Origin of the sequence: Methylobacterium sp. 1030 (genome assembly GCF_040544715.1) — a bacterium.
Lineage (GTDB): Bacteria > Pseudomonadota > Alphaproteobacteria > Rhizobiales > Beijerinckiaceae > Methylobacterium.
In genome coordinates this window covers 117891-138925 of the sequence record NZ_JBEPKM010000008.1, presented here as the reverse complement: position 1 = coordinate 138925, position 21035 = coordinate 117891, and the positions used below count along the sequence as shown (strand labels likewise).

16 protein-coding genes are annotated in these 21035 nt (G+C 72.7%); 9 read left to right on the top strand and 7 right to left on the bottom strand.

Annotated elements, in window-relative coordinates; translation table 11 throughout:
* Positions 1 to 15: 15 nt before the first annotated feature.
* The gene (locus tag ABIC30_RS13335; protein WP_103985066.1) at positions 16 to 3306 is read right to left on the bottom strand and encodes a transglutaminase family protein; all 3291 of its coding nucleotides are present in this window, start codon (positions 3304 to 3306) and stop codon (positions 16 to 18) included.
* Positions 3307 to 3503: 197 nt separating this feature from the next.
* Here ABIC30_RS13335 and ABIC30_RS13330 point away from each other — a divergent pair, with 197 nt between their 5' ends.
* Complete coding sequence (locus ABIC30_RS13330; RefSeq protein WP_026604947.1) at positions 3504 to 4700, top strand: zinc-binding metallopeptidase family protein; 1197 nt, start codon at positions 3504 to 3506, stop codon at positions 4698 to 4700.
* An 80-nt stretch (positions 4701 to 4780) separates the two neighbouring features.
* Here ABIC30_RS13330 and mntR read toward each other — a convergent pair whose 3' ends face one another.
* Positions 4781 to 5242: a manganese-binding transcriptional regulator MntR gene (gene mntR / locus ABIC30_RS13325; protein ID WP_020093314.1), complete on the bottom strand. Its 462-nt coding sequence runs from the start codon at positions 5240 to 5242 to the stop codon at positions 4781 to 4783.
* A gap of 187 nt (positions 5243 to 5429) precedes the next feature.
* Here mntR and ABIC30_RS13320 point away from each other — a divergent pair, with 187 nt between their 5' ends.
* Complete coding sequence (locus ABIC30_RS13320; protein ID WP_020093315.1) at positions 5430 to 6758, top strand: Nramp family divalent metal transporter; 1329 nt, start codon at positions 5430 to 5432, stop codon at positions 6756 to 6758.
* Positions 6759 to 6815: 57 nt separating this feature from the next.
* On the opposite strand, the gene ABIC30_RS13315 is transcribed toward ABIC30_RS13320, so the two are convergent.
* Positions 6816 to 8504: a thiamine pyrophosphate-binding protein gene (locus tag ABIC30_RS13315; protein ID WP_354455399.1), complete on the bottom strand. Its 1689-nt coding sequence runs from the start codon at positions 8502 to 8504 to the stop codon at positions 6816 to 6818.
* Between the two features lie 205 nt (positions 8505 to 8709).
* Between ABIC30_RS13315 and ABIC30_RS13310 the strand changes: the two genes are divergently transcribed.
* Positions 8710 to 9144: a DUF1236 domain-containing protein gene (locus ABIC30_RS13310; RefSeq protein ID WP_170868094.1), complete on the top strand. Its 435-nt coding sequence runs from the start codon at positions 8710 to 8712 to the stop codon at positions 9142 to 9144.
* 122 nt (positions 9145 to 9266) lie between these two features.
* Entirely contained in the window at positions 9267 to 9554 is a 288-nt protein-coding gene (locus ABIC30_RS13305; protein ID WP_020093318.1) for a hypothetical protein, read from the top strand.
* Between the two features lie 42 nt (positions 9555 to 9596).
* On the opposite strand, the gene ABIC30_RS13300 is transcribed toward ABIC30_RS13305, so the two are convergent.
* Positions 9597 to 10481 carry a LysR family transcriptional regulator gene (locus tag ABIC30_RS13300; protein WP_082557748.1) on the bottom strand — a complete coding sequence of 295 codons (885 nt, stop codon included), beginning with the start codon at positions 10479 to 10481 and terminating at the stop codon, positions 9597 to 9599.
* Between the two features lie 443 nt (positions 10482 to 10924).
* On the opposite strand from ABIC30_RS13300, the gene ABIC30_RS13295 reads away from it, so the two are divergent.
* The 3 genes from ABIC30_RS13295 to ABIC30_RS13285 all read left to right on the top strand — a co-directional run bounded on the left by ABIC30_RS13295 (position 10925) and on the right by ABIC30_RS13285 (position 15004).
* Positions 10925 to 12406 (top strand): HD domain-containing phosphohydrolase, encoded by a 1482-nt coding sequence (locus tag ABIC30_RS13295; protein ID WP_354455396.1) that lies wholly within the window; start codon positions 10925 to 10927, stop codon positions 12404 to 12406.
* A gap of 31 nt (positions 12407 to 12437) precedes the next feature.
* The gene (locus ABIC30_RS13290) at positions 12438 to 13463 is read left to right on the top strand and encodes a histone deacetylase family protein (protein WP_042669790.1); all 1026 of its coding nucleotides are present in this window, start codon (positions 12438 to 12440) and stop codon (positions 13461 to 13463) included.
* Between the two features lie 191 nt (positions 13464 to 13654).
* A complete protein-coding gene (locus ABIC30_RS13285) occupies positions 13655 to 15004 on the top strand; it encodes an MFS transporter (protein WP_354455394.1) in 1350 nt (449 codons plus the stop codon).
* Positions 15005 to 15055: 51 nt separating this feature from the next.
* Here the strand turns inward: ABIC30_RS13285 and ABIC30_RS13280 are convergent, their stop codons facing one another.
* Complete coding sequence (locus tag ABIC30_RS13280) at positions 15056 to 15766, bottom strand: DUF1013 domain-containing protein (RefSeq protein WP_020093323.1); 711 nt, start codon at positions 15764 to 15766, stop codon at positions 15056 to 15058.
* A 448-nt stretch (positions 15767 to 16214) separates the two neighbouring features.
* Positions 16215 to 16889 carry a TetR/AcrR family transcriptional regulator gene (locus tag ABIC30_RS13275; protein ID WP_103985067.1) on the bottom strand — a complete coding sequence of 225 codons (675 nt, stop codon included), beginning with the start codon at positions 16887 to 16889 and terminating at the stop codon, positions 16215 to 16217.
* A gap of 78 nt (positions 16890 to 16967) precedes the next feature.
* Here ABIC30_RS13275 and ABIC30_RS13270 point away from each other — a divergent pair, with 78 nt between their 5' ends.
* Together ABIC30_RS13270 and ABIC30_RS13265 are read left to right on the top strand one after the other, a co-directional pair.
* The gene (locus ABIC30_RS13270; protein ID WP_020093325.1) at positions 16968 to 18206 is read left to right on the top strand and encodes an HlyD family secretion protein; all 1239 of its coding nucleotides are present in this window, start codon (positions 16968 to 16970) and stop codon (positions 18204 to 18206) included.
* Between the two features lie 56 nt (positions 18207 to 18262).
* Positions 18263 to 19855 carry a DHA2 family efflux MFS transporter permease subunit gene (locus tag ABIC30_RS13265; RefSeq protein WP_103985025.1) on the top strand — a complete coding sequence of 531 codons (1593 nt, stop codon included), beginning with the start codon at positions 18263 to 18265 and terminating at the stop codon, positions 19853 to 19855.
* A gap of 12 nt (positions 19856 to 19867) precedes the next feature.
* Here ABIC30_RS13265 and ABIC30_RS13260 read toward each other — a convergent pair whose 3' ends face one another.
* Positions 19868 to 20908 (bottom strand): ABC transporter substrate-binding protein, encoded by a 1041-nt coding sequence (locus tag ABIC30_RS13260; RefSeq protein WP_020093327.1) that lies wholly within the window; start codon positions 20906 to 20908, stop codon positions 19868 to 19870.
* Between the last annotated feature and the right edge of the window lie 127 nt (positions 20909 to 21035).

The following is a 21035-nucleotide window of genomic DNA, read 5'->3' as shown; positions in this document are numbered from 1 at the left end:
TCCGAACATCGCGGGTCATTGCGGGGCCGGCGTCCGCAGGTCGAGGGTCAGCGGGAACTCGGCGCTCGATTCCGGGCGGGGCATCTCCAGCCGGCCCGGCGTGTGGCCGTTCGGCTGGAACCGGGCGAGGCGCCGCCCCTCCGCCTCGTAGGCGTTGACCGGGTGGGTCTCGTAGTTGCGCCCGCCCGGATGGGCGACGTGGTAGCGGCAGCCGCCGAGGGAGCGGCCGCTCCAGGCGTCGAGGATGTCGAAGGTCAGCGGCGAGTGCGCGGGGATCGTCGGATGCAGGGAGGAGGCCGGCTGCCACGCCTTGAAGCGCAGGCCCGCCACGGCCTCGCCGCCGCGGCCGGTGGAGGTCATGGGCAGGCGGCGGCCGTTGCAGGCGATGACGTGCCGCTCGGGCACGAAGCCCTCGACCCTGACCTGCAGCCGCTCGACCGAGCTGTCCACGAAGCGCACGGTGCCCCCGCTGGTCCCTTCCTCGCCCATCACGTGCCAGGGCTCCAGCGCCTGGCGGAGTTCCATCCGGACCCCGCCCTGCTCGACCGTGCCGAAGACCGGGAACCGGAACAGGGCCTGCGCCTCGAAGGCGACCGGATCGAAATCGTACCCCGCCGCCCGGAGATCCTCCAGCACCGCGAGGAAGTCGGACCAGAGGAAATGCGGCAGCATGAACCGATCGTGGAGGTTCGTGCCCCAGCGGACACAGCCGCCGGTCTGCGGCTCGCGCCACAGCCACGCCACGAGGGCGCGGAGCAGGAGCTGCTGCGCGAGGCTCATCCGCGCGTCCGGCGGCATCTCGAAGGCGCGGAACTCCAGGAGGCCGAGGCGCCCGGTCGGGCCGTCCGGCGAGTACAGCTTGTCGATGCAGATCTCGGCCCGGTGGGTATTGCCGGTGACGTCGACGAGGATGTTGCGGAAGATCCGGTCGACGAGCCAGCGCGGGATGTTGGGCGCGTCCGGGGCCGGCACCTGGGCCAGCGCGATCTCCAGCTCGTAGAGCCCGTCGTGGCGGGCCTCGTCCATGCGCGGCGCCTGGCTCGTGGGCCCGATATAGAGGCCCGAGAACAGGTACGAGAGCGCGGGGTGGCGCTGCCAGTAGAGCACGAGGCTCTTGAGCAGGTCGGGCCGGCGCAGGAACGGGGAATCGTCCGGCGTGACGCCGCCCATGACCACGTGGTTGCCGCCGCCGGTGCCGGTGTGGCGCCCGTCGGTCATGAACTTCTCCGCGCCGAGCCGGGTCTGGCGGGCCTCGGCGTAGAGGTCGGTGGTGATGGACACCGCCTCCCGCCACGAGGCGGCCGGGTGGACGTTCACCTCGATCACGCCGGGATCGGGGGTGACCTTGATGACGCCGATCCGCGGGTCGTAGGGCGGCTCGTAGCCCTCGAGGTGGATCGGCAGCTTCAGCGCGGCGGCGGCCGCCTCCAGGTGGCCCGCGAGTTCCAGATACTCGTCGGCGCGCTGCACCGGCGGCATGAACACCCGCACCACCCCGTCCCGGGGCTCGAACGACAGGGCCGTGCGCACCGCGACGCCGGTGATGCCGGAGCCGTTGACCACAGCGGCGCCGGGATGGCCCTCGGGGTGCCCGTCGGGGAGGGCGGCGCGGGGCTCCAGCGGGTCCTGCGGCTGGTAGTAGGGATAGTGCTCCGGCGGCACGTAGGGCAGGGACGACAGCGGCAGGCGGAAGCCCACCGGCGAGTCCCCCGGCACCAGGAAGGCGGCGCCGCGCCGGAAGTCCCACGTCTCCGAGATCCAGACGCGGTCGGCCTCGCCGCCCTTGCCGGTGGGCAGGCTTGCCAGCGGCAGGACGTAGCCGGCCGCCTCCCCGAGGCCCCGCGCGTAGACCCGCCTGATCCGGGCGTCGAACTCCGCCGAGCCCGACTTGGCGTCGGCCGGCGTGACGTTGACCGGCAGCGCCGCGGTCTTCCGCTCCCAGAGCTCCCCGTCCTCGAAGGCCGGGAAGACGTAGTCGGCGAGGCCGAGGCGGCGGGCCAGCGCGTCGGCGAGCGCCTCGGCCTGCGCGATGGTGGCGTGCCCCGCCTCCCCGGCGGCCACCTCCGGCGCGATCAGGTCCGGGTCGCGCCAGATCGGCTTGCCGTCCTTGCGCCAGTAGAGCGCGAAGGCCCAGCGGGGCAGGCTCTCGCCGGGATACCACTTGCCCTGACCGTAATGGAGCAGCCCCCCCGGGCCGAACCGGTCACGCAGGCGCCGGATCAGCTGGTCGGCGAGCCCGCGCTTGGTCGGGCCGACGGCCGCGATGTTCCACTCGGGCGATTCGAAATCGTCCACCGACACGAAGGTCGGCTCGCCGCCCATGGTCAGCCGCACGTCCTGCGCGGCGAGGTCGGCGTCGACCCGCTCGCCCAGCGCGTCCATGGCGGCCCAGACGTCCTCCGAGAACGGCTTGGTGATCCGCGGCGTCTCGGCGACGCGGGTGATCGTCATCGCGAAGTCGAAGGTGGTCTCGGCCGGCTCCATCGCCCCCGAGATCGGCGCGGCGGAGTGGTAGTGCGGCGTCGCGGCGAGCGGGATGTGGCCCTCGCCGGTGAGCAGGCCCGACGTGGCGTCCATGCCGACCCAGCCGGCGCCCGGCAGGTAGACCTCGGCCCAGGCGTGCAGGTCGGTGAAGTCCGCCGACGCGCCGGTCGGCCCGTCGACCGCGGTCGTGTCGGGCACGAGCTGGATCAGGTAGCCGGAGACGAACCGGGCGGCGAGGCCGATCCGGCGCAGCACCTGCACGAGCAGCCACGCCGAGTCGCGGCAGGAGCCGCTCTTCAGCCGCAGGGTCTCGGCGGGAGTCTGGACGCCGGGCTCCATGCGGACGCCGTAGGCGGTCTCCCGGGCGATCAGGCCGTTCAGCGCCACCAGGAACTGGACCGTGCTGGTCTCCTCCGGGAGACGGGCCAGCAGCGCCTCCATCTCGGGACAATCCGCGTCGACGGGCGTGAGATACGGGGCCAGCTCCCCGGCGAGGGCGGGGTCGTACGCGAAGGGCCGGACCTGGGCGTAATCCTCCACGAAGAAGTCGAACGGGTTGATCACCGCCATGTCGGCCGTGAGGTCGACCTCGATCCTCAGCTCGTCGGTCTTCTCGGGGAAGACCAGGCGGGCGAGCCAGTTGCCGCTCGGATCCTGTTGCCAGTTCAGGAAGTGGTTGGCGGGCGTCACCGTGAGCGCGTAGGCCGGGACCTTGGTACGGGCGTGGGGGGCCGGGCGCAGGCGGATCACCTGGGGGCCCAGGCTGATCGGCCGGTCGTAGCGGTAATGCGTGACGTGGTGCAGGGCGGCTCTGATCGACACGATGGCTCCGTCGAAAGGATCGAACGCGGTCGCGCTGCCGGTCCCTGGCGCCGGCGCCCACCGCACGGTTATGCGACACGGATCGCGCAACAAGCAATTTCCGTGCGTCGCCCGGCCGTCCGGGCCGCTGGCAGGAACTTTGCCGCCCGGCCCCGCTTGACCGGCAGGTGGGCCGGCCGCCGGCCCGGGACCGCGCGATGAAGATCTTCCAGTGCCAGGCCTGCGACCAGCCGGTCACCTTCGAGGCGACCGCCTGCGAGAGCTGCGCGCGGCCGCTGGGCTACGCCTGCGCGGTCCACGAGGTCTCGGCGCTGGAGCCGCAGGGGCTCTCGGCCCACCCGCTGATGGGCGGCGCGCAGATCTTCCACGCCTACGCGGATCCCGGCCGGCGCTACCGGCTGTGCAACAACGCCCTCGCGCAGGCCTGCAACTGGCTGGTGCCGGAGGACAGCCCCGACATCTACTGCACCGCCTGCCGCCACAACCGCGTGGTGCCGGACCTGTCGCAGCCCTGGAACCTCGCCCGCTGGCGCCAGATCGAGGCGGCCAAGCACCGGCTGTTCTACTCGCTGCTGCGCCTGGAACTGCCGCTCGCCACCCGCGCCCAGTACACGGACGGGCTGGCCTTCGACTTCCTGGTCGACCCTTCCGAGAGCGTCTCCGGCGGGCCGCCGGTGCTGACGGGCCACATCAACGGCCTGATCACCATGAACATCGCCGAGGCCGACGACGTCGAGCGGGAGCGCCGCCGGATCCTGTTCGGCGAGCATTATCGCACGCTGCTCGGCCATTTCCGGCACGAGATCGGGCATTACTTCTGGTACCTGCTCGTGCTGAACAGCCCCGACTGGGACGCCTTCCGGGCGCTGTTCGGCGACGAGCGCCGCGACTACGTCCAGGCGCTGCAGGACCACTACGCGAGGGGCGCCCCCGCCGACTGGGACGAGGCCTACGTCTCGGCCTACGCCACGGCCCATCCGTGGGAGGATTTCGCCGAGACCTTCGCGCATTACCTGCACATCGTCGACACGGTGGAGACCGCCTCGACCTTCGAGCTGCACGTGCGCCCGCGCCTGCGCCAGCGGGGGCCTTCCGGGCCGCAGGCGCCGACCGTGATCGACTTCGACCCGTACAACACGGCCGACCTCGACCGGCTGATCGCCGCGTGGCTGCCGCTCACCTACGCGATCAACTCGCTGTCCCACAGCATGGGCCAGCCGGCGCTCTACCCGTTCAAGCTGACACCCGCGGTGATCGCCAAGCTCGCCTTCGTGCACGAGCGGGTCTACGCCTCCCGCACCGGCACCCTGCCGGATGCCGGCGCGGCGGGCGCCGAGATGCTCCGCGCGGTGATCCTGGGCCTGCGCCAGAAGGTGGCGGCGCCGACGGCTTGAGGGTGGCGGTCGCGGCAGACACAACGTCTCTGCGAGCGTCTCCGCGAGCGGCGCGAGGCGATGACGGTCGGAGGGGCGCCTCACGCCCCCCCGTGCCGCTCCGCGAAGGCGCGGAACGCCGCGAGCGTCTCGGCGCTGACGTGGTGCTCGATCCCCTCGGCGTCCCGCCGCGCGGTCTCGGGGCTCACGCCCAGGGCGCACAGGAAGCGCTCGACGATGCGGTGGCGCTCCCGGGCCTGGGCGGCGAGCCGGCGGCCGGCCTCGGTCAGGAACACGCCGCGATAGGGCCGCTGCTGGACGAACCCGTCCTCGCACAGGCGCTTCAGCATCTTGGCGACGGTCGGCTGCGCCACGCCGAGCCGGGCCGCGATGTCCACCTGCCGCGCCTCGCCGCCGTCGCCGATCAGGTCGTCGATCAGCTCGACGTAATCCTCCACGAGTTCCGAGCGCCGGGCCTCGCGGGCCTGGCGGAAGCTCTCCACGTGGCGCTCGGGATCGACCAGCGCGGTCTCGGGCGAGCCCGGCTCGGACGGTTCCTGCATCGGCTCTCCCCCACCGCGGTCCGCGCGGGCCGCCCCAACCCCTGTCTAGCAAACACCGCCACCTCGAGGGGAGTCCCGCGGGGCCGATACCGGCGGCCGCTGCCGGCCCCTTGAATCCAACCCCTTGAATCCTGGCCGCGAACCCTGAATATAGCCTCCGCTATATCTTTGAGGAGAGGGTTCGAGCATGGTGGCGCCGAACGCCGCGACGGCCCCCGGGCGCGCCGCGCCCGGGGCGATGAGCCGGCGGACCGAGGGCGCGATCCGCGACGTCCTCGACGGCCGTCCCGGCGGCCGGGCCCGGTTCCTGCTGTTCGCCGGCCCCGCCGTGACGGCGTCGATCGCCTACATGGACCCCGGCAATTTCGCGACCAACATCCAGGCCGGCGCCCGCTACGGCTACGGCCTGCTCTGGGTGGTGCTGCTCGCGAACCTGACGGCGATGCTGTTCCAGGCCCTGTCGGCCAAGCTCGGCATCGTCACGGGCAAGAACCTCGCCGAGCACTGCCGGGACGCGACGACGCGGCCGGTGCGCCTCGCCCTGTGGGGCATCAGCGAGGTCGCCGCCATGGCGACCGACCTCGCGGAGTTCCTCGGCGGCGCGATCGGCCTGTCGCTGCTCACCGGCATGCCGCTCATGGCCGGCATGGCGATCACCGCGGTGGTCACCTACGCGATCCTGCTCCTGGAGCACGAGGGCTTCCGGCCGCTGGAGATCGCCATCGGCGCGATGGTCGGCACGATCGGCCTCTGCTACGCGGTCGAGCTCCTGATCGCGCCCGTGGCCTGGGGCGAGGCCGCCAAGGGCCTCGTCACCCCGCGGATCCCGGACGCGCAGGCGCTCACCATCGCGGTCGGGATCATCGGCGCCACCGTGATGCCGCACGCGCTGTTCCTGCATTCGGGCCTGACCCAGGGCCGGGGCAATCCCCGCACCGAGGCCGACCGGCGCCTGCTGGTCCGCTACTCGAACCGCGAGGTGGTGGTGGCGCTGCTGCTGGCGGGCCTCGTCAACATGGCGATGGTGATCATGGCGGCGGCCGCCTTCCACGTCGGCCACAGCGAGGTGGCGGAGATCGGCGAGGCCTACCGCACCCTGACGCCGCTCCTCGGGCCCGCCGCGGGGGCGGCCTTCCTGGTGTCGCTGCTCGCCTCCGGGATCTCCTCCTCGGTGGTGGGCACGCTCGCCGGGCAATTGGTGATGCAGGGCTTCACCGGCTGGCGCATCCCGCTCCTCGTCCGCCGGCTCGTGACCATGCTGCCGGCCTTCGCGGTGGTGGCGATCGGCGTCGACCCGACGCAGGCGCTGGTCCTGTCGCAGGTGGTGCTGTCGCTCGCCCTGCCGGTGCCGATGGTGGCCCTGGTGGTGTTCACCCGGCGCCGCAGCGTGATGGGGCCCTTCGCCAACGGCCCGCTCACCCAGGCCGCCGCCGTGGCGGGGGCCGCCCTGGTGCTCGCCCTCAACATGGTGCTGCTGGCGGTCGCCTTCGGGGTGCCGGTGCCGGGACTGGAGTGAGAGCCCCGCCGGCAGATCCACCGGCAGCCCTGCCGACAGCCCCGCCGACGGCCCCGCTCAGGTCGCCCGCACCACCACCTCCACGAGGTTGGCGCCCCCCGACCGGATCCCGGCCTCGATCGCCGGGGCGATGTCGGCCGCCCGGGTCACCCGCCGGGCGGGCACGCCCATCGAGGCGGCCAGCGCCGGGAAGTCGATCCGCGGGTCGGTGAGGTCCATGGCGATGAAGCGGTTGGCGCGCACCGAGGCGTAGTGCGCCTGACCCTTCATGAAGGTCTTGAGGATGTTGTACTCGGCGTTGTTGATCACCACGAAGGTGACCGGCAGCTTTTCGTGCGCGGCGGTCCACAGGGCCTGCGGCGAGTATAGCGCGGCGCCGTCGCCCACGACACAAACGACAGGCGCACGATCAAGTCCCAAAGAGAAACCCACCGCGGCCGGCATGCCCCAGCCGAGCACGCCGCCGCGCATCGCCGCGTACTGGTGCGCGGAGGGGCTGTCGAGGAAGGTGCGCAGGTGGGTGAGCGTCGCGGGCGCCTCGTCCACGATGGTGGTCTCGGCCCCGACCGCGCGAGCGACCTCCCGGGCGGCGACCAGCGGCGCGATCACCGGATCCTCGAAGGCCGCGTCGGCGGCGGCGGCGAGCTTCGCCCGGCGCTCGGCCCGGGCGGTCACCGCCCCGGAGCGCAGGCCCGCGAAGGCGTCGGCCCGGTCGGCGAGGCGGGGCGCGAGGAGCGGCAGCAGGGCGTCGAGGGAGGCGCGGATGTCGCCCACCGTCGACAGGCAGGTGGCGTAGGTGCGCCCGAGGTCGCGCACGTCCGCCGAGAGCTGGAACACCTGCACCCCCGGCGGCACCGCCGAGACCTCCGAGTAGAGCACGGTGATCAGCGACTTGCCGCCGAGCGCGAACACCGCGTCGTAGCGCCCGAGGATGTCGGCGATGGCGTCGGCCCGGGTCGGCAGGTTCCCGGCCCAGAGCGGGTGCGCGGTGGGGAAGGGGATGTGGGCCGGCCAGGACGAGCCGTAGACCGGCGCCGCCAGCAGGTCGGCGAGCGCCACCATCTGCGCCGAGGCGTCCGAGGCGTCGATCTCGTCGCCCGCGATCAGCGCGAGGCGGCCCGGCGCGATGGCGGCGAGCTTCTCCGCGAGGCGGTCGAGGGAGCCCGCCACGGCCCGCTGGTCGATGGTCGAGGTCTCGCCGGCCGGCACCGCCGACAGCGCCTCCATCACGTCCATGGGCAGGGACAGGAAGACCGGCCCGGAGGGGGCGGCCCCCGCGTCGTGGAAGGCCCGGCGCAGCAGGATCGGGATCTGGTCCGGGCTCGTCACCTCGCGGGCCCACTTCATCACCGGGTCGGCGATGGCGACGAGGTCGCCCATCAGCAGCGGGTCGGTCAGGGCGTGGCGGAGATCCTGCTGCCCGGCGGTGACCACCAGCGGCGTGCCGGAGACCTGGGAATTCACCAGCCCGCCCATGGCGTGGCCGAGGCCGCCCGCCGTGTGCAGGTTGAGGAAGGCGGGCCGGCGGGCGCCCTGCGCGTAGCCGTCCGCCATCGCCACGGCGGTCGCCTCCTGCAGGGCGAGGATGTAGGCGATGTCCGGCGCCTCGGTGAGCGCGTCGATGAGCGGCAACTCGGTGGTGCCGGGATTGCCGAAGATGTAGCGCACGCCCTCCGAGCGCAGCACCTCCACCAGGAGGTCGGCGCCCCGGCGGCGGCCGGCGGTCTCCACGGTCTCGATCGGCATGCCCTGTCCTCTCCGACGGAATCAGCCGGAGGCTACCCCATGGGCGGACTGGGGCAATGCCGGCGCCGCCCCGCGCCGCCCCGCGCCGGGCGGCAACTGACCGGCAACCGATCGGCAGCCTTTTCGGCGTAGCCTCCGGCCGGGACGCGCCCGCGCCCCCGGGCGCAGGCCCGCCGATCCACGCCACCGACCAGGACGACACATCATGCGGATCGCGGCGCCCCTCGCGCTCCTCGCCACCCTGGTGGCTCCCCCGATAGCCCTCCTGAGCCTCGCCGCGGACGCGCGGGCGCAGGGGCTCGAGCGCGGGGCCCAGGAGGGCGCCTCGCGCGGCGAGGAGATGGCGGGTCCCCTCGGGGCGATCGTCGGCGGCGCGATCGGTGCGGCCGTGGGCACGGCCAACGGCATCCTCGGCGTCGACCGGCGGGAGCGGTTCCGCATCTACGCCCGCGGCGAGCGCCGCCCCTCCATCGCGCTCGCGGGACCCGTGCGGGTCGGCACGGTGCTCCCGGAGGACGGCATCGTGTACTACGATGTCCCGCGGGAGTTCGCCCTGCCGGATTACAGCTACACGATCGTCAACGACCACCCGGTCCTCGTCGACCCGCGGTCGCGCCGGATCGTGGAGGTGATCGACTGACGGCCCGGGCGGCCCGGGCGGCCGGGGATCCGGCGCGAGGGAGAGGGCGAGCCGATGCCGAGAAGGATGGGGATCCGGGCGGTGCTCCCGTCGGCGCTCCCGGTGACGGGCCTGGTGACGGGATGAGCGCGCGCGACGCCGCGGATGCCGGACGGCGGCACTGGTTCTACGACAGCCGGATCCTGGTCTGCACGTTCTGCCTGCTCGCGGTCATGGTCATCTTCTGGCAGGTGAGCCGGTTCGAGGGTTTCCAGCCGATCTTCACCTGCGCGCGCAATCAGGACGTCGATCGCGACCTGCTCTCCGTCGGGATGCGCGCCTGCATGGGCGACGCGCCCTCGCAGGCCGCCCAGGCGCGCTGCATGCACGTCGTCTACCTGCTGGCCTGCACGGACGAGCGGTGGCGCTGACGTCGCCGCGCGCGGGCCCGTCCGCGGCGGGGCGGGTTCCGCTCAGGCGCGCAGCTCCGCCACGAAGGCCCGGATGAACGGCGGCAACCCGTCGAGGTCGCGCAGGCACAGGGTCAGGTCGCGCCGCGCCCAGGCGTCGGCGAGGGGCACCACCGCGAGGGCGAGGCCCTGCGCGGCGCGGGCGGCGGCGCTCTCGGGCAGGATCGCCAGCCCGACCCGCGCCTCGACGAGACGGCAGACGGCGTCGAAGTCCCGGAGTTGGACGCGCAGGCGCATCGGTCGCCCCTCGCGCACCGCCTGGGCGACGAGGAAGCGGCTGATGGCGCTGCGCCGGTCGAGGCCGACGAGGTCGTGGCCGAGCACCTCGGCGAACGGGATGGTCCCGCGCGCGGCCAGGGGATGGTCCCGGGCCGCCACCAGCACGAACCGGTCCTCCCGGAACGGGAAGGTCCGCAGCGAGCCGGTATCCACCGTGCCGGACAGGATGCCGAGATCGGCCGCCCCCTCGGCCACCAGCCCGACGATCTCCTCGGAGGTGCGCTCGTCGATCTCGACGCCGATCCCGGGGTGATCGGCCAGGAAGGCCGAGAGCGCCTCCGGCAGGAATTCGGTGAGCGCGTTGGTATTGGCCAGCACCCGGATCTGCCCGAAGGCGCTCCCCGAGAAGGCCGCCATCTCCTCGCGCAGGCGCTCCACCCCGGCCAGGACCTCCCGGGCATGGACGAGGAGCGCGCGCCCGGCCGGGGTCGGGCTGACGCCCTGCCGGCCCCGGGTCAGCAGGGCGGCGCCGAGGGATTCCTCCATCAGCCGGATCCGCGTCGAGGCGGCCGCCAGGGCGAGGTTCGCCCGCGCGGCCCCGTGGGTGATCGAGCCGGCCTCGACCACGTGCCGGAACAGGCCGAGATCGACGAGATCGAACCGCATCATCGCGAAGGCGCCTCCCGCCGCGCCGTCCGGCCGGCGCGTCCCGGGCCGCCCGGGACCCGTCCTGATCCGCGTCTCCGTCGGGGGGCTTGGCGACCGCGTCAACCCCGCCATCCCGGGGCCGCGCCGGGGCCGCCGCGGCGATCCCGGTTACAGACACGCCGATCCCTCAGGCGCCCCGGAGCGGGCGAAGCCAACTCTCCGCGGGTCGATCGTCGCGGCCCCACCGGTCTCCGACAAACGAAGACCCGAATTCGCACCCACCAAGGCTCCGAGTAAAGTAAATCTCCTCAATATAGCCGAGAACGACGATTTACCGCCCGTTAATGCCGCATCCTTCAATGCTGCTCGACAGTCTTGCGAGGCGTCGCGGCGATGGTTCCTGTGTCGACATACCCGGTCCGGCGGCCGCCCCGGGATCGCCTGCGCCGGCCCGGGAGCCGCTGATGGACGCGCTCCTCGTCGACGACAGCGCCACCATGCGGATGCGGCTGCGCCTCCTGCTGGAGGCCAAGCCCGACGTGTCCGTCACCGATCACGGCGACCCGGTCGCCGCCATGGTCGAGGCGCGGACGCGGGCCTTCGACCTTGTCCTGGTCGACTGCCACATGCCCGACATCGACGGGATCGCCTTCATCCGGCAGATGCGGACCATCCCGCACTACGCCCAGGTGCCCATCGTGATGGTCACCAGCGACATCTCGGACGCGGTGCGGCTCGCCGCCCTGGAGGCCGGGGCGACCGATTTCCTCGACAAGTCCATGCAGGGCGTCGAGCTCACCGTCCGCCTGCGCAACCTGATCCGGCTCGCCCGGGCGGTGCGGCGGCTGGCCGAGCAGGCCGCTTGGCTCGACGGCGAGGTGGAGGCCGCCCTGCGCCACATGCGCGAGCGCGAGGAGGAGATCATCTTCCGGCTCGCCCTGGCGGTCGAGTACCGCGACAACGACACCGGCGATCACACGTGGCGGGTGGCCCGCTACAGCCAGATCGTGGCCGAGGGGCTCGGGCTGGCGCCGGAGATCTGCCGCAACCTCTACCTCGCGGCGCCGCTGCACGATGTCGGCAAGGTCGGCATCCCGGACGGCGTCCTGCTGAAGCCCGGCCGGCTCGACCGGGACGAGTTCGACCTCGTCAAGACGCACCCCGCGATCGGCCGGCGCATCCTGGGCGGGAGCGCCTCCGAGCTGATCCGGCTGGCCGCGGAGATCGCCGAGTTCCACCACGAGAAGTGGGACGGCGGCGGCTACCCGCACGGGCTCGCCGGCGCCGCCATTCCCCTCTCGGCCCGGATCGTTGCGGTGGCGGACGTGTTCGACGCCCTGACTACGGCGCGGCCCTACAAGGACGCGATGCCCTTCGAGGCGGCCCTGGACTGCATCCGCGCCGAGAGCGGCCGCCATTTCGACCCCGACTGCGTGGCGGCGTTCTGCGCGCGATTCCCGGACATCCGCGTCGCCGGCGGGCGGACCCGGGCGGGCATGCGGCCGAGCGCCGGGCCGGTCACGGAACCCTGGGCCCGGGTCCCGACCCTCCTGCGCGAGGTCGCCCCCGCCGCGCCCGACCCGACGGGGTGGCGCGCCGACACCCTCGACAGGATCCTGGAGCCGTCATCGGCCCTGTCGGCGAACCCGGAGACGTTTGCGCCGTTGATCCCCGACCCGCACGGATCACGGACGGAGCCGGACCATGACCCCGACCTGGAAGACGCTGCCGGAGATCGCCCTGGCGCACGGGATCTCCCTGGAGGATGCCCAGCGCCTCGTGGACGGGGCGAACTGCCCGAAGGTCTTCCGCGCGGACGGCACCGTCTACCTCATCTGAGCCCGTCCCATCCGGGCGCGTCCCATGCGGGCGCGTCCCATGCGGGTGCATCCCATGCGGGTGCATCCCATGCGGGCGCGCCCCGCGAGGCCGTCCCGGGCGGATGACGCGCGGCCCGGCGGGCCCTAACCTGCCGGCATGCGCATCGTCCACACGCCCGATTCGAGCCGGCACGATCCCGAGCGCTACATGCGCCGCGGCGCGCCGATGCCGCATCCCGAGCAGGCGGCCCGCTACGCGATCCTGCGGGACGCGGCCGTCCGGGGCGGCCACGACCTCGCCGAGCCGGCCGATCACGGCCTCGACCCGATCCGGGCGGTGCACGATCCCGACTACGTGGCGTTCCTGGCCGAGGCCTGGGCGCGCCGGGACGCGATCCCCGGCATCGGCGACGAGATCCTGACCGGGGCCTTCGCCCGGCCGCAGATGCACCGGAAGCCCGCCGGCCTCCTCGGGCGCCTGGGCCTCTACACCGCCGACACTTCGACGCCGATCCGCGCCGGCACCTGGGCGGCGGTCTACGGATCGGCGCAGTGCGCGGTCGCGGCCGCCGACGCTGCGCTGGCGGCGGGGCACGCCTACGCCCTGTGCCGCCCGCCCGGCCACCACGCCTACGCGGATTCCGCCGGCGGCTTCTGCTTTCTCAACAACAGCGCCATCGCGGCCGAGCGGATGCGCGCCGCGACCGGCGGCCCGGTGGCGATCCTCGACATCGACGTCCATCACGGCAACGGCACGCAGGGGATCTTCTACGCCCGCGCCGACGTGCTGACCGTCTCGGTCCACGCCGACCCGTCCGACTACTTCCCGTTCTTCGCCGGCTACGCCGACGAGACCGGCGCCGGGGCGGGGGCGGGGTTCAACCGCAACCTGCCGCTGCCGCCGGGCTCGGGGGACGCGCCCTGGCTCGAGGCCGTCGAGGCGGGCCTCGCACTGATCGCCGCGCACCGGCCCCGGGCGCTCGTGGTGGCGCTCGGCCTCGACGCCGCCGCGGACGACCCGATCGGCGCCCTCGCGGTCTCCCGGGGGGGCTTCGTCGGGGCGGCGGAGCGGATCGCCCGGGCCGGGCTGCCCACGGCGCTGGTCCAAGAGGGCGGCTACCTCTGCGCGGCCCTGCCGGACAACCTCGCGGCCTTCCTCGCCGCCTTCGACGCCGCGCGCTAGGCCGAACGCCGCGGGCGCGCAGAAGGTGCCCAGTGCAAGGTGCGCAGTGAAGCTGCGCAGTGAAGGCGTGATGCGATCGTGATCGCCGGGGCGCCGGATCGGCCGCCCGGATATGGTCGACCCGATGCCACAACCGACCTATCAGGGCGGGGCGGGCGCCGCAGACGCGTCCCGGGCGGGAGGAGCGGGCGATGGACGCGGGCGACGTGGGCATGCGCGAGGCGGCCGGCGCACCGTGGCACGCGGGTCTCACCCGGCGCCACTGGCGGATCCTGTGGGGCAGCTATCTCGGCTGGATCTTCGACGGCTACGAGGCGGTGGCCCTGGTCTACGCCCTGCGCCCGGCGCTGGCCTCGATCCTCACCCCCGAGCAGGCCCAGGCGCCGGCCTTCTACGTGGGCCTCGCCATCGGCATCACGCTGCTCGGCTGGGGGATCGGCGGCCTGATCGGCGGGATCGCGGCCGACTACATCGGCCGCAAGCGCATGATGATGGTGTCGATCCTGGGCTACGCGCTGTTCACGGGGCTCACCGCCTTCGCGGAGAGCTTCACGCAGCTCGCCGTCCTGCGCTTCATCACCGGGCTCGCCATCGGCTCGGAATGGTCCACCGGCATCGCCCTCGTGGCCGAGACCTGGCCGAACCGGGCCCGCCCGAAGGGCTGCGGCTTCCTGCAATCGGGCTTCGGCGGCGGCGCGGTGCTCGCCGCCATCGTGTGGGCCGTACTCGCCGCCACCGAGCCCCTGGGCGCGGAATCCTGGCGGATCCTGTTCGCGCTGGGCGCGCTGCCGGCCTTCGTGTGCCTGTACCTGCGCCGGGCGCTGGAGGAATCCGAGCAGTGGATGCGGGCGCTCAAGGCGCAGCGCTGGGCGGCCACCGCGGAGGACGCGGACCGGGCCCCGCGGAGCGCGCGGCGCCCGTTCTCCCTGACGGAGATCTTCCGCGAGCCCGAGAGCCGGCGGCGGGTCCTCCTCGCCACGCTCCTGTCCTTCGCCACCACGGTGGGCTGGTGGGCGGTCTCGTCCTGGCTGCCGGCCTACACGGAGGGGCTCGCCAAGGCCGCGGGCGCGCCGGCCAATGTCTGGGGCCCGCGCATGGGCATCGTCTACAATATCGGGGCGATCGCCGCCTACGTGATCTCGGGCTTCGTGGCCGACGCGATCGGGCGCCGCGCCTTCCTGCTCGTGACCTATGCCGGCTGCATCGCCACGTCGCTCGCCTGCTACCTCTGGACCGGCGGGCTCGTGCCGTTCATGGCGCTCGCCTTCCTGAACGGGTTCTTCACCCTGGGCTTCGCCTTCTCGTGGATGGCGATCTACCTCGCGGAGCTGTTCACCCCGGCGGTCCGGGCGACGGCGTCGAGCGCGGTCTTCAACGGCGCGCGGCTGATCGCCTGGATCTTCCCGATCCTGGCCGGGCAGATCGTGACCGCCTTCGGGGGCGTCGCCGCGGCGGCGCTGACCCTGTCGAGCGTCTACGTGATCGGCCTCGTGGTGCCGTGGTTCATGCCGGAGACGCGGGGCCGACCGCTGCCGGAATAGGCCGGTCCGGCCCCCGCTCGGTCGGAGCGGGGGCCGGTCCTAGTCCTGGTCCTAGTCCTCGTCGTCCTCGTCCTGGTGCCGGCCCTTGAGCTTGGCGAAGACCGAATCGGCGTCGAGCCGCTCCTCGCGGCCGCCGTGATCGTCCTCGTGGTCCCGCTCGTCGGCGTCGCGGGCCGTGGAGACCTCGGTCGGCAGCAGCGAGGCGCCGGATTCGGCCGCCACCGCGGCCGGGCGGTCGGCCGCCGCGCGCTGGACCTCGAAATCGAGGTTGATCTGGGTGGTCAGGCCGAGGGTGACCGGGTCCATCGGCTGGAGCGAGCCCGAGTTCCAGTGGGTGCGCTCGCGGATCTGCTGGATCGTCGACTTGGTGGTGCCCACGAGCCGGATGATCTGCGAATCCTTCAGCTCGGGGTGGTTGCGCAGCAGCCACAGGATGGCGTTCGGCCGGTCCTGGCGGCGGGAGAGGGGAGTGTAGCGCGGGCCCTTGGTGGTGCGCTTCACCTCCGGCAGCTTCACCTTCGAGACGGCGGGCTTGAGCTTGTAGTGCGGCGCCTTCTGGGCCTTCTCGATCTCGTCGCGGGTGAGCTGGCCGGTGGAGACCGGGTCGAGCCCCTTGATGCCGGCCGCGACCTCGCCGTCGGCGATGCCCTTCACCTCCAGCGGGTGCAGCTTGCAGAAATCGGCGATCTGCTCGAAGGCGAGCGAGGTGTTCTCGACCAGCCAGACGGCGGTCGCCTTCGGCATCAGCGGACCCTGGGACATGCTTCTCGTGCTCCGGCCTGGCGGGACGGGGGCCGGGCATCGGGCCGCGGGCTCCGGATGACCGATCCGGATGTCCCGTCTCACGCTGTCGAATGGGGATGACGCACTATAGGCCCGGGCGGGGAGGGGCGCAATCGCGGGCTCGAGGCGCCGACGCGGATTCTCCGGGTCCCGGGAATAATGGCTAAGCTCGTGCCGTGAGCCTGACCGACTCACCCGCGAAGGCCGCGCACGGCCGGTCGCGGCCGGGAGTGCAGAGGATGGTCATCTCTCTGGCATGGTCCAGAAAAGCGAATGGCGAGTGGAGATTGACGCTCCGCCTCGCCATTCCTCTCTGGCCTCGGCAACACCTGAAACGGTGAATGCCAGGGACCGGCGGTAGCCGCCGTCGGTCCCACTCCCGAAGATAACGCAGCCCTTGCGGCGCAACAACGTTCCGGTCCGCCCCTCAGCGGGGGCGCACCCCGTCGAGGAACAGCCGCACCGCCGCCTGCCGCCGCCGCTCCTGCGCCTCCGGGTCGGTGGCGATGCCGTAGAGGGTCGCCTGGGACGACCGGCCGAGGACGAGGCTGAGGAACAGGTCGGCCGCGATCTCCGGATCCGCCACGGCGATCCGCCCGCGCCGCGCGAAGGCGTCGAGCAGCTGCGCCACCGCGCGCACGCCGCGCAGCCAGCCCTCCTCGTGGGCGAGGCGGGCGAGCTCGGGGAACTGCAGCGCCTGGGCCACGAGGTTGCGCTTGAGCATCGCCGCGCCCGGCGACTGCCCGTGGGCCAGCAGGGTGCGGCTGAGATCCTCCAGGGCGGTCTCGAGGTCGTCGCTCCCGCCCTGCGCGGCCTGGGCCTCGGCGGCCGCCGAGAGCGGCGCCAGCCACGCGGCGATCCGCTCGCGCAGGACCGCCTCGAACAGGGCCCGCTTGTCGCGGTAGCGCGCGTAGACCGTCGGCTTGCTCATCCCGGCGGCCTCGGCCACCGCGTCGATGGAGGTGGCGTCGAAGCCGCGCTCCAGGAACAGGGTCGTCGCCACCGCGATCAGGTGCGCCTCGCGCCGGGCCGCCTCCGCGCGGGTCGGCCGGCCGCCGCGCCGCGGGCCCGCCTCCGCCCGCTCGATCTCCGTGACCGTCACCCCGCGATCCTCCTTGCTCACCACCGCCGTTCGTCCTATTAAAACGATACCGTACCGTTTTGATTCTGGCCAGACCCGATGGACGCACGTCGCAGCGACAGCTTCAAGAGCGCCGACCCGGTCGCGGGTGCGCCGGTCACCGCCCCGACCACCGCGGCTGTCACGCCCCCGGTCTCCGCGCCGGTCCCGGCCACCGTCTCCGCACCGGCGCCGCGCCGCCGCCGCGCGCGGATCGTGCTGCCCCTCCTCGGCCTGCTCGCGCTGGGCGGGGTCGGGACCTACGGCTGGCACTGGTGGAGTGTCGGGCGCTTCCTCGAGGTGACCGACGACGCCTATCTCCAGTCCGACAAGGTCACGGTGGCGCCGCGCATCGCCGGCACCGTCGCGGCGGTGCTGGTCGGCGACAACCAGCCGGTGAAGGCCGGGGACGTCATCGCCCGCCTCGACGACCGGTCCTACCGGGTCCAGCTCAGGCAGGCCGAGGCCGAGGTCGAGAAGGACCGGGCGCAGATCCTGGGCGTCGCCTCGGCGATCGTCCAGCAGCGGGCGCAGGTCGCCTCATCGCGGGCCGACCTCGCCAACGCCGAGGCCGCCCTCACCTTCGCGCAGCAGGAATACACCCGCTACCAGAACCTGCTGCAGACCGGGTCCGGCACGGTGCAGCGCCAGCAGCAGGCGGAGTCCGACCTGCGCCAGCGCCACGCCGCCCGCGACAAGGCCGCCGCCTCCCTGGACGCCGCGCAGAAGCAGATCGACAGCCTGCAGGCGCTCGAGGCCAGCACCCGCGCGAGCCTTGAGGGCGCGCAGGCCAAGGTCGAGGGGGTGAGGCTCGACCTGAGCTACACCACCATCGTGGCGCCGATCGACGGCGTGGCCGGCGACCGGGCGCTGCGGATCGGGCAGGTCGTCTCGGCCGGCACCGGGCTCCTGACCCTCGTGCCGATGGGCCGCGACATCTACCTCGTGGCGAACTTCAAGGAGACCCAGACCGGCCGCATGGTCGAGGGCCAGCGCGTCACCTTCACGGTCGACGCCTTCGGCGACCACGCGTTCCGGGGCCGGATCGAGAGCTTCTCCCCGGGCACCGGCTCGCAATTCGCGCTGCTGCCGCCGGAGAACGCCACCGGCAACTTCACCAAGGTGGTGCAGCGCGTGCCGGTGCGCGTCGCCCTCGACCCGTCGGATCCGCTCATCGCCCGCCTGCGCCCGGGCCTGTCGGTGGAGGCCACGGTCCACACCCAGGATCCGGTCGAGCCGGTGCGGCCCGCCCGGCCGAGGCCCGCTCCGGCCCTCGTCAGCGAGGCCCTGCCCCGATGAGTCCGGCCCCGATGAGTCCGGCCCCGATGAGTCCGGCCCCGATGAGTCCGGCCCCGATGAGTCCGGCCCCGACGAGCCCCGTGCCGGCCGTGGCCGTGCCCGAGGCGAAGGCGAGCGCCCGGGACTGGCTCGCCGTGTTCGGCGCGATCCTCGGCGCCTTCACGGCGATCCTCGACATCCAGATCACCAACGCGTCGCTCGCCGACATCCAGGGGGCGCTCGGCGCCTCCACCGAGGAGGGCAGCTGGATCTCCACCGCCTACCTGATGGCCGAGATCATCGTGATCCCGCTCACCGGCTGGCTGTCCTCGGTGATCGGCCTGCGCCGCTACCTCGCGGTGAACACCATGCTGTTCACCGCCTTCTCGCTGGCCTGCGCGCTGTCGACGACCTTGGGCCAGATGATCCTGTTCCGGGCCGGCCAGGGCTTCACCGGCGGCGTGCTGATCCCCACCGCCATCGTGATCGTGCGCACCCGGCTCTCGAAGGCGCAGCAGCCCATCGGCATCGCGCTGTTCGGGCTGACCGCGACCTTCGCGCCCGCGATCGGCCCGACGGTCGGCGGCTGGCTCACCGACAACCTGTCGTGGCACTACATCTTCTACCTGAACCTGATCTTCGGACCCGTGGCGGCGGCGATCCAGCTCGGCGCCTTCGACAGCGTGCCGGCGCGCTGGGGCGAGCTGCTCAAGGGCGACTGGATCGGCATCGGCCTGATGGCGATCGGCCTGCCGGCCCTGACCTACGTGCTGGAGGAGGGCCAGCGCAAGGACTGGTTCGGCTCGCAGGTCATCGTGAACATGTCGCTGCTGGCGGCGGCCGGCATCGCCGGCTTCATCGTCCGCGAGCTCACGACCGAGCGCCCGTTCATCAACCTGCGGGTCCTGGCCAACCGCTCGGTCGGCGGCGCCTGCGTGCTGATGACCGTGCTGGGCGCGGTCTCGTTCGGGTCGATCTACATCATCCCGGTCTACTGCGCGCAGATCCAGGGCTACAACGCCCAGCAGATCGGCTACGTGGTGATGTGGTCGGGCCTGCCGCAGCTCGTCCTCTTCCCGATGATGCCGCTGCTGATGCGGACCTTCGACGCCCGGGTGCTGGTGGTCACCGGCACGCTGTTCTTCATCGCGAGCTGCTGGATCAACGTCGGCCTGACCCACGATGTCGGCGCCGACCAGCTGATCCTGCCGCAGCTGATGCGGGCCGTCGGCCAGCCGCTCTTCACCATTCCGCTGTCGCAGCTCTCCACCGTCGGCCTCGCCCCGCGCGACACCGCGGACGCCTCCGCCCTGTCGAACATGATGCGCAACCTCGGCGGCTCAATCGGCATCGCCATGCTGTCGACGATGATCGACCGGCGGGAGCACTTCCACTTCTCGATGCTGGCCGAGGCGATCACCGTCAACGCCACCCGCACCCAGGACCGGCTCGCGGCGCTCGCCGCCGGGATGCACGCCCGCATCGCCGACCCGCTGGCCGCCAAGGGCGTCGCGCTGGGCCAGCTCGCCGCCCAGGTCCGCCGCGAGGCCTACGTGATGGCCTACGCGGACGGGTTCTGGCTGGTGGGCGTGAGCCTCGTGGCGAGCCTCGCCGTGGTGGCCATCCTCAAGAAGCCGCAGCGCGCCGCCGGGCCCGTGGAGGCGCACTGAGCGGCCGGGGTCCTACCGCCCCGGCAGGTTGTGGACGATCGGGAAGAACGTGTCCTTCCAGTCCTTGGGCTCGGTCTTGATGGTCTTCATCGCGTAGAAGTGCCGGGCCTGGAGCATGATGCCGTAGGGCGTGGTGGAGAAGTTCGTCCCGGGCTCCTTCATGATCTCGACCAGGGTCTCGGGGGGCGTCTTCTCGTTGGTGGCCGCGACGTAGTCCTTGGCGGCCTTCAGCGGATCCCGGGCGATCTCGGCATTGGCCTCGTCGATGGCCGCCACGATGGCGGCGGCGAGCTTCGGGTTGCGGTTGTACCAGCCGGTCCGGGCGTAGAAGATCGCGTTGCTCACCGGCTCGCCGACCATCTCGTAGGAATTGAGCACCTTGTGGATCGCCGGGTCCTGCAGCTCGCGCTGCTGGAACGGCGGCAGCGAGAAGTGGCTGTTGACCTCGTTGTGCGGGCTCGCCAGCGCCGCCACGGCGTCGGGATGGCCGAGCTGGACGGTGAGCGGGTCGAGCTTGGTGGCGTTCTCGGGCCCGAACGCCTTCTTGGCGGCGATCTGCAGCAGCACAGCCTGGGACGAGACCTTCACGGAGGGCAGGGCGATCTTGTCCTTGGACGAGAAGTCCTTGAGTTCCTTCACGTCCGGATTGCGGGTGAGCAGCATCATCGGCGTGGTGCCGACCCCGCACAGGCCCTTCACGTCGCCCTTGGTGCGGTCGTTGAGCAGCAGCATGTTGGTCGAGCCGCTGTCGACGATGTCGATGTTGCCCGAGAGCAGCGCGTCGTTGCCGGCGGCGCCGCTCGTCAGGTTGACCCACTCCACCGTGACGTCCCCGAGGCCCGCGGCCTTGGCGTGCTTCTCGATCAGCTTGTGCTGCTCGGCCAGCACCGCGGGCAGGTAGACGAAGCCCGGCTGCCGGCTGATCCGGACCTTGGCATCGTCGGCCCGGGCGGGGGTGGCGAGCGCCAGCCCGGCCAGCAGGAGGACCGATCCCGCCCGCAGGAGCCGACGGCGGCCCGGCAGCAGCGAGCCCGTCCGAGACGTACGCACCATGACGCTTCTCCCTGTGGCCCGGCGCGATCCTGAGCGGCGCCGGGCTTTCGTTGGACGGGGAGTGGACAGGCTCGGGCCGGCGCGCGCAAGGCCGTCTTCACGCTCCGCTAACGCAGAAGCTGCAAAA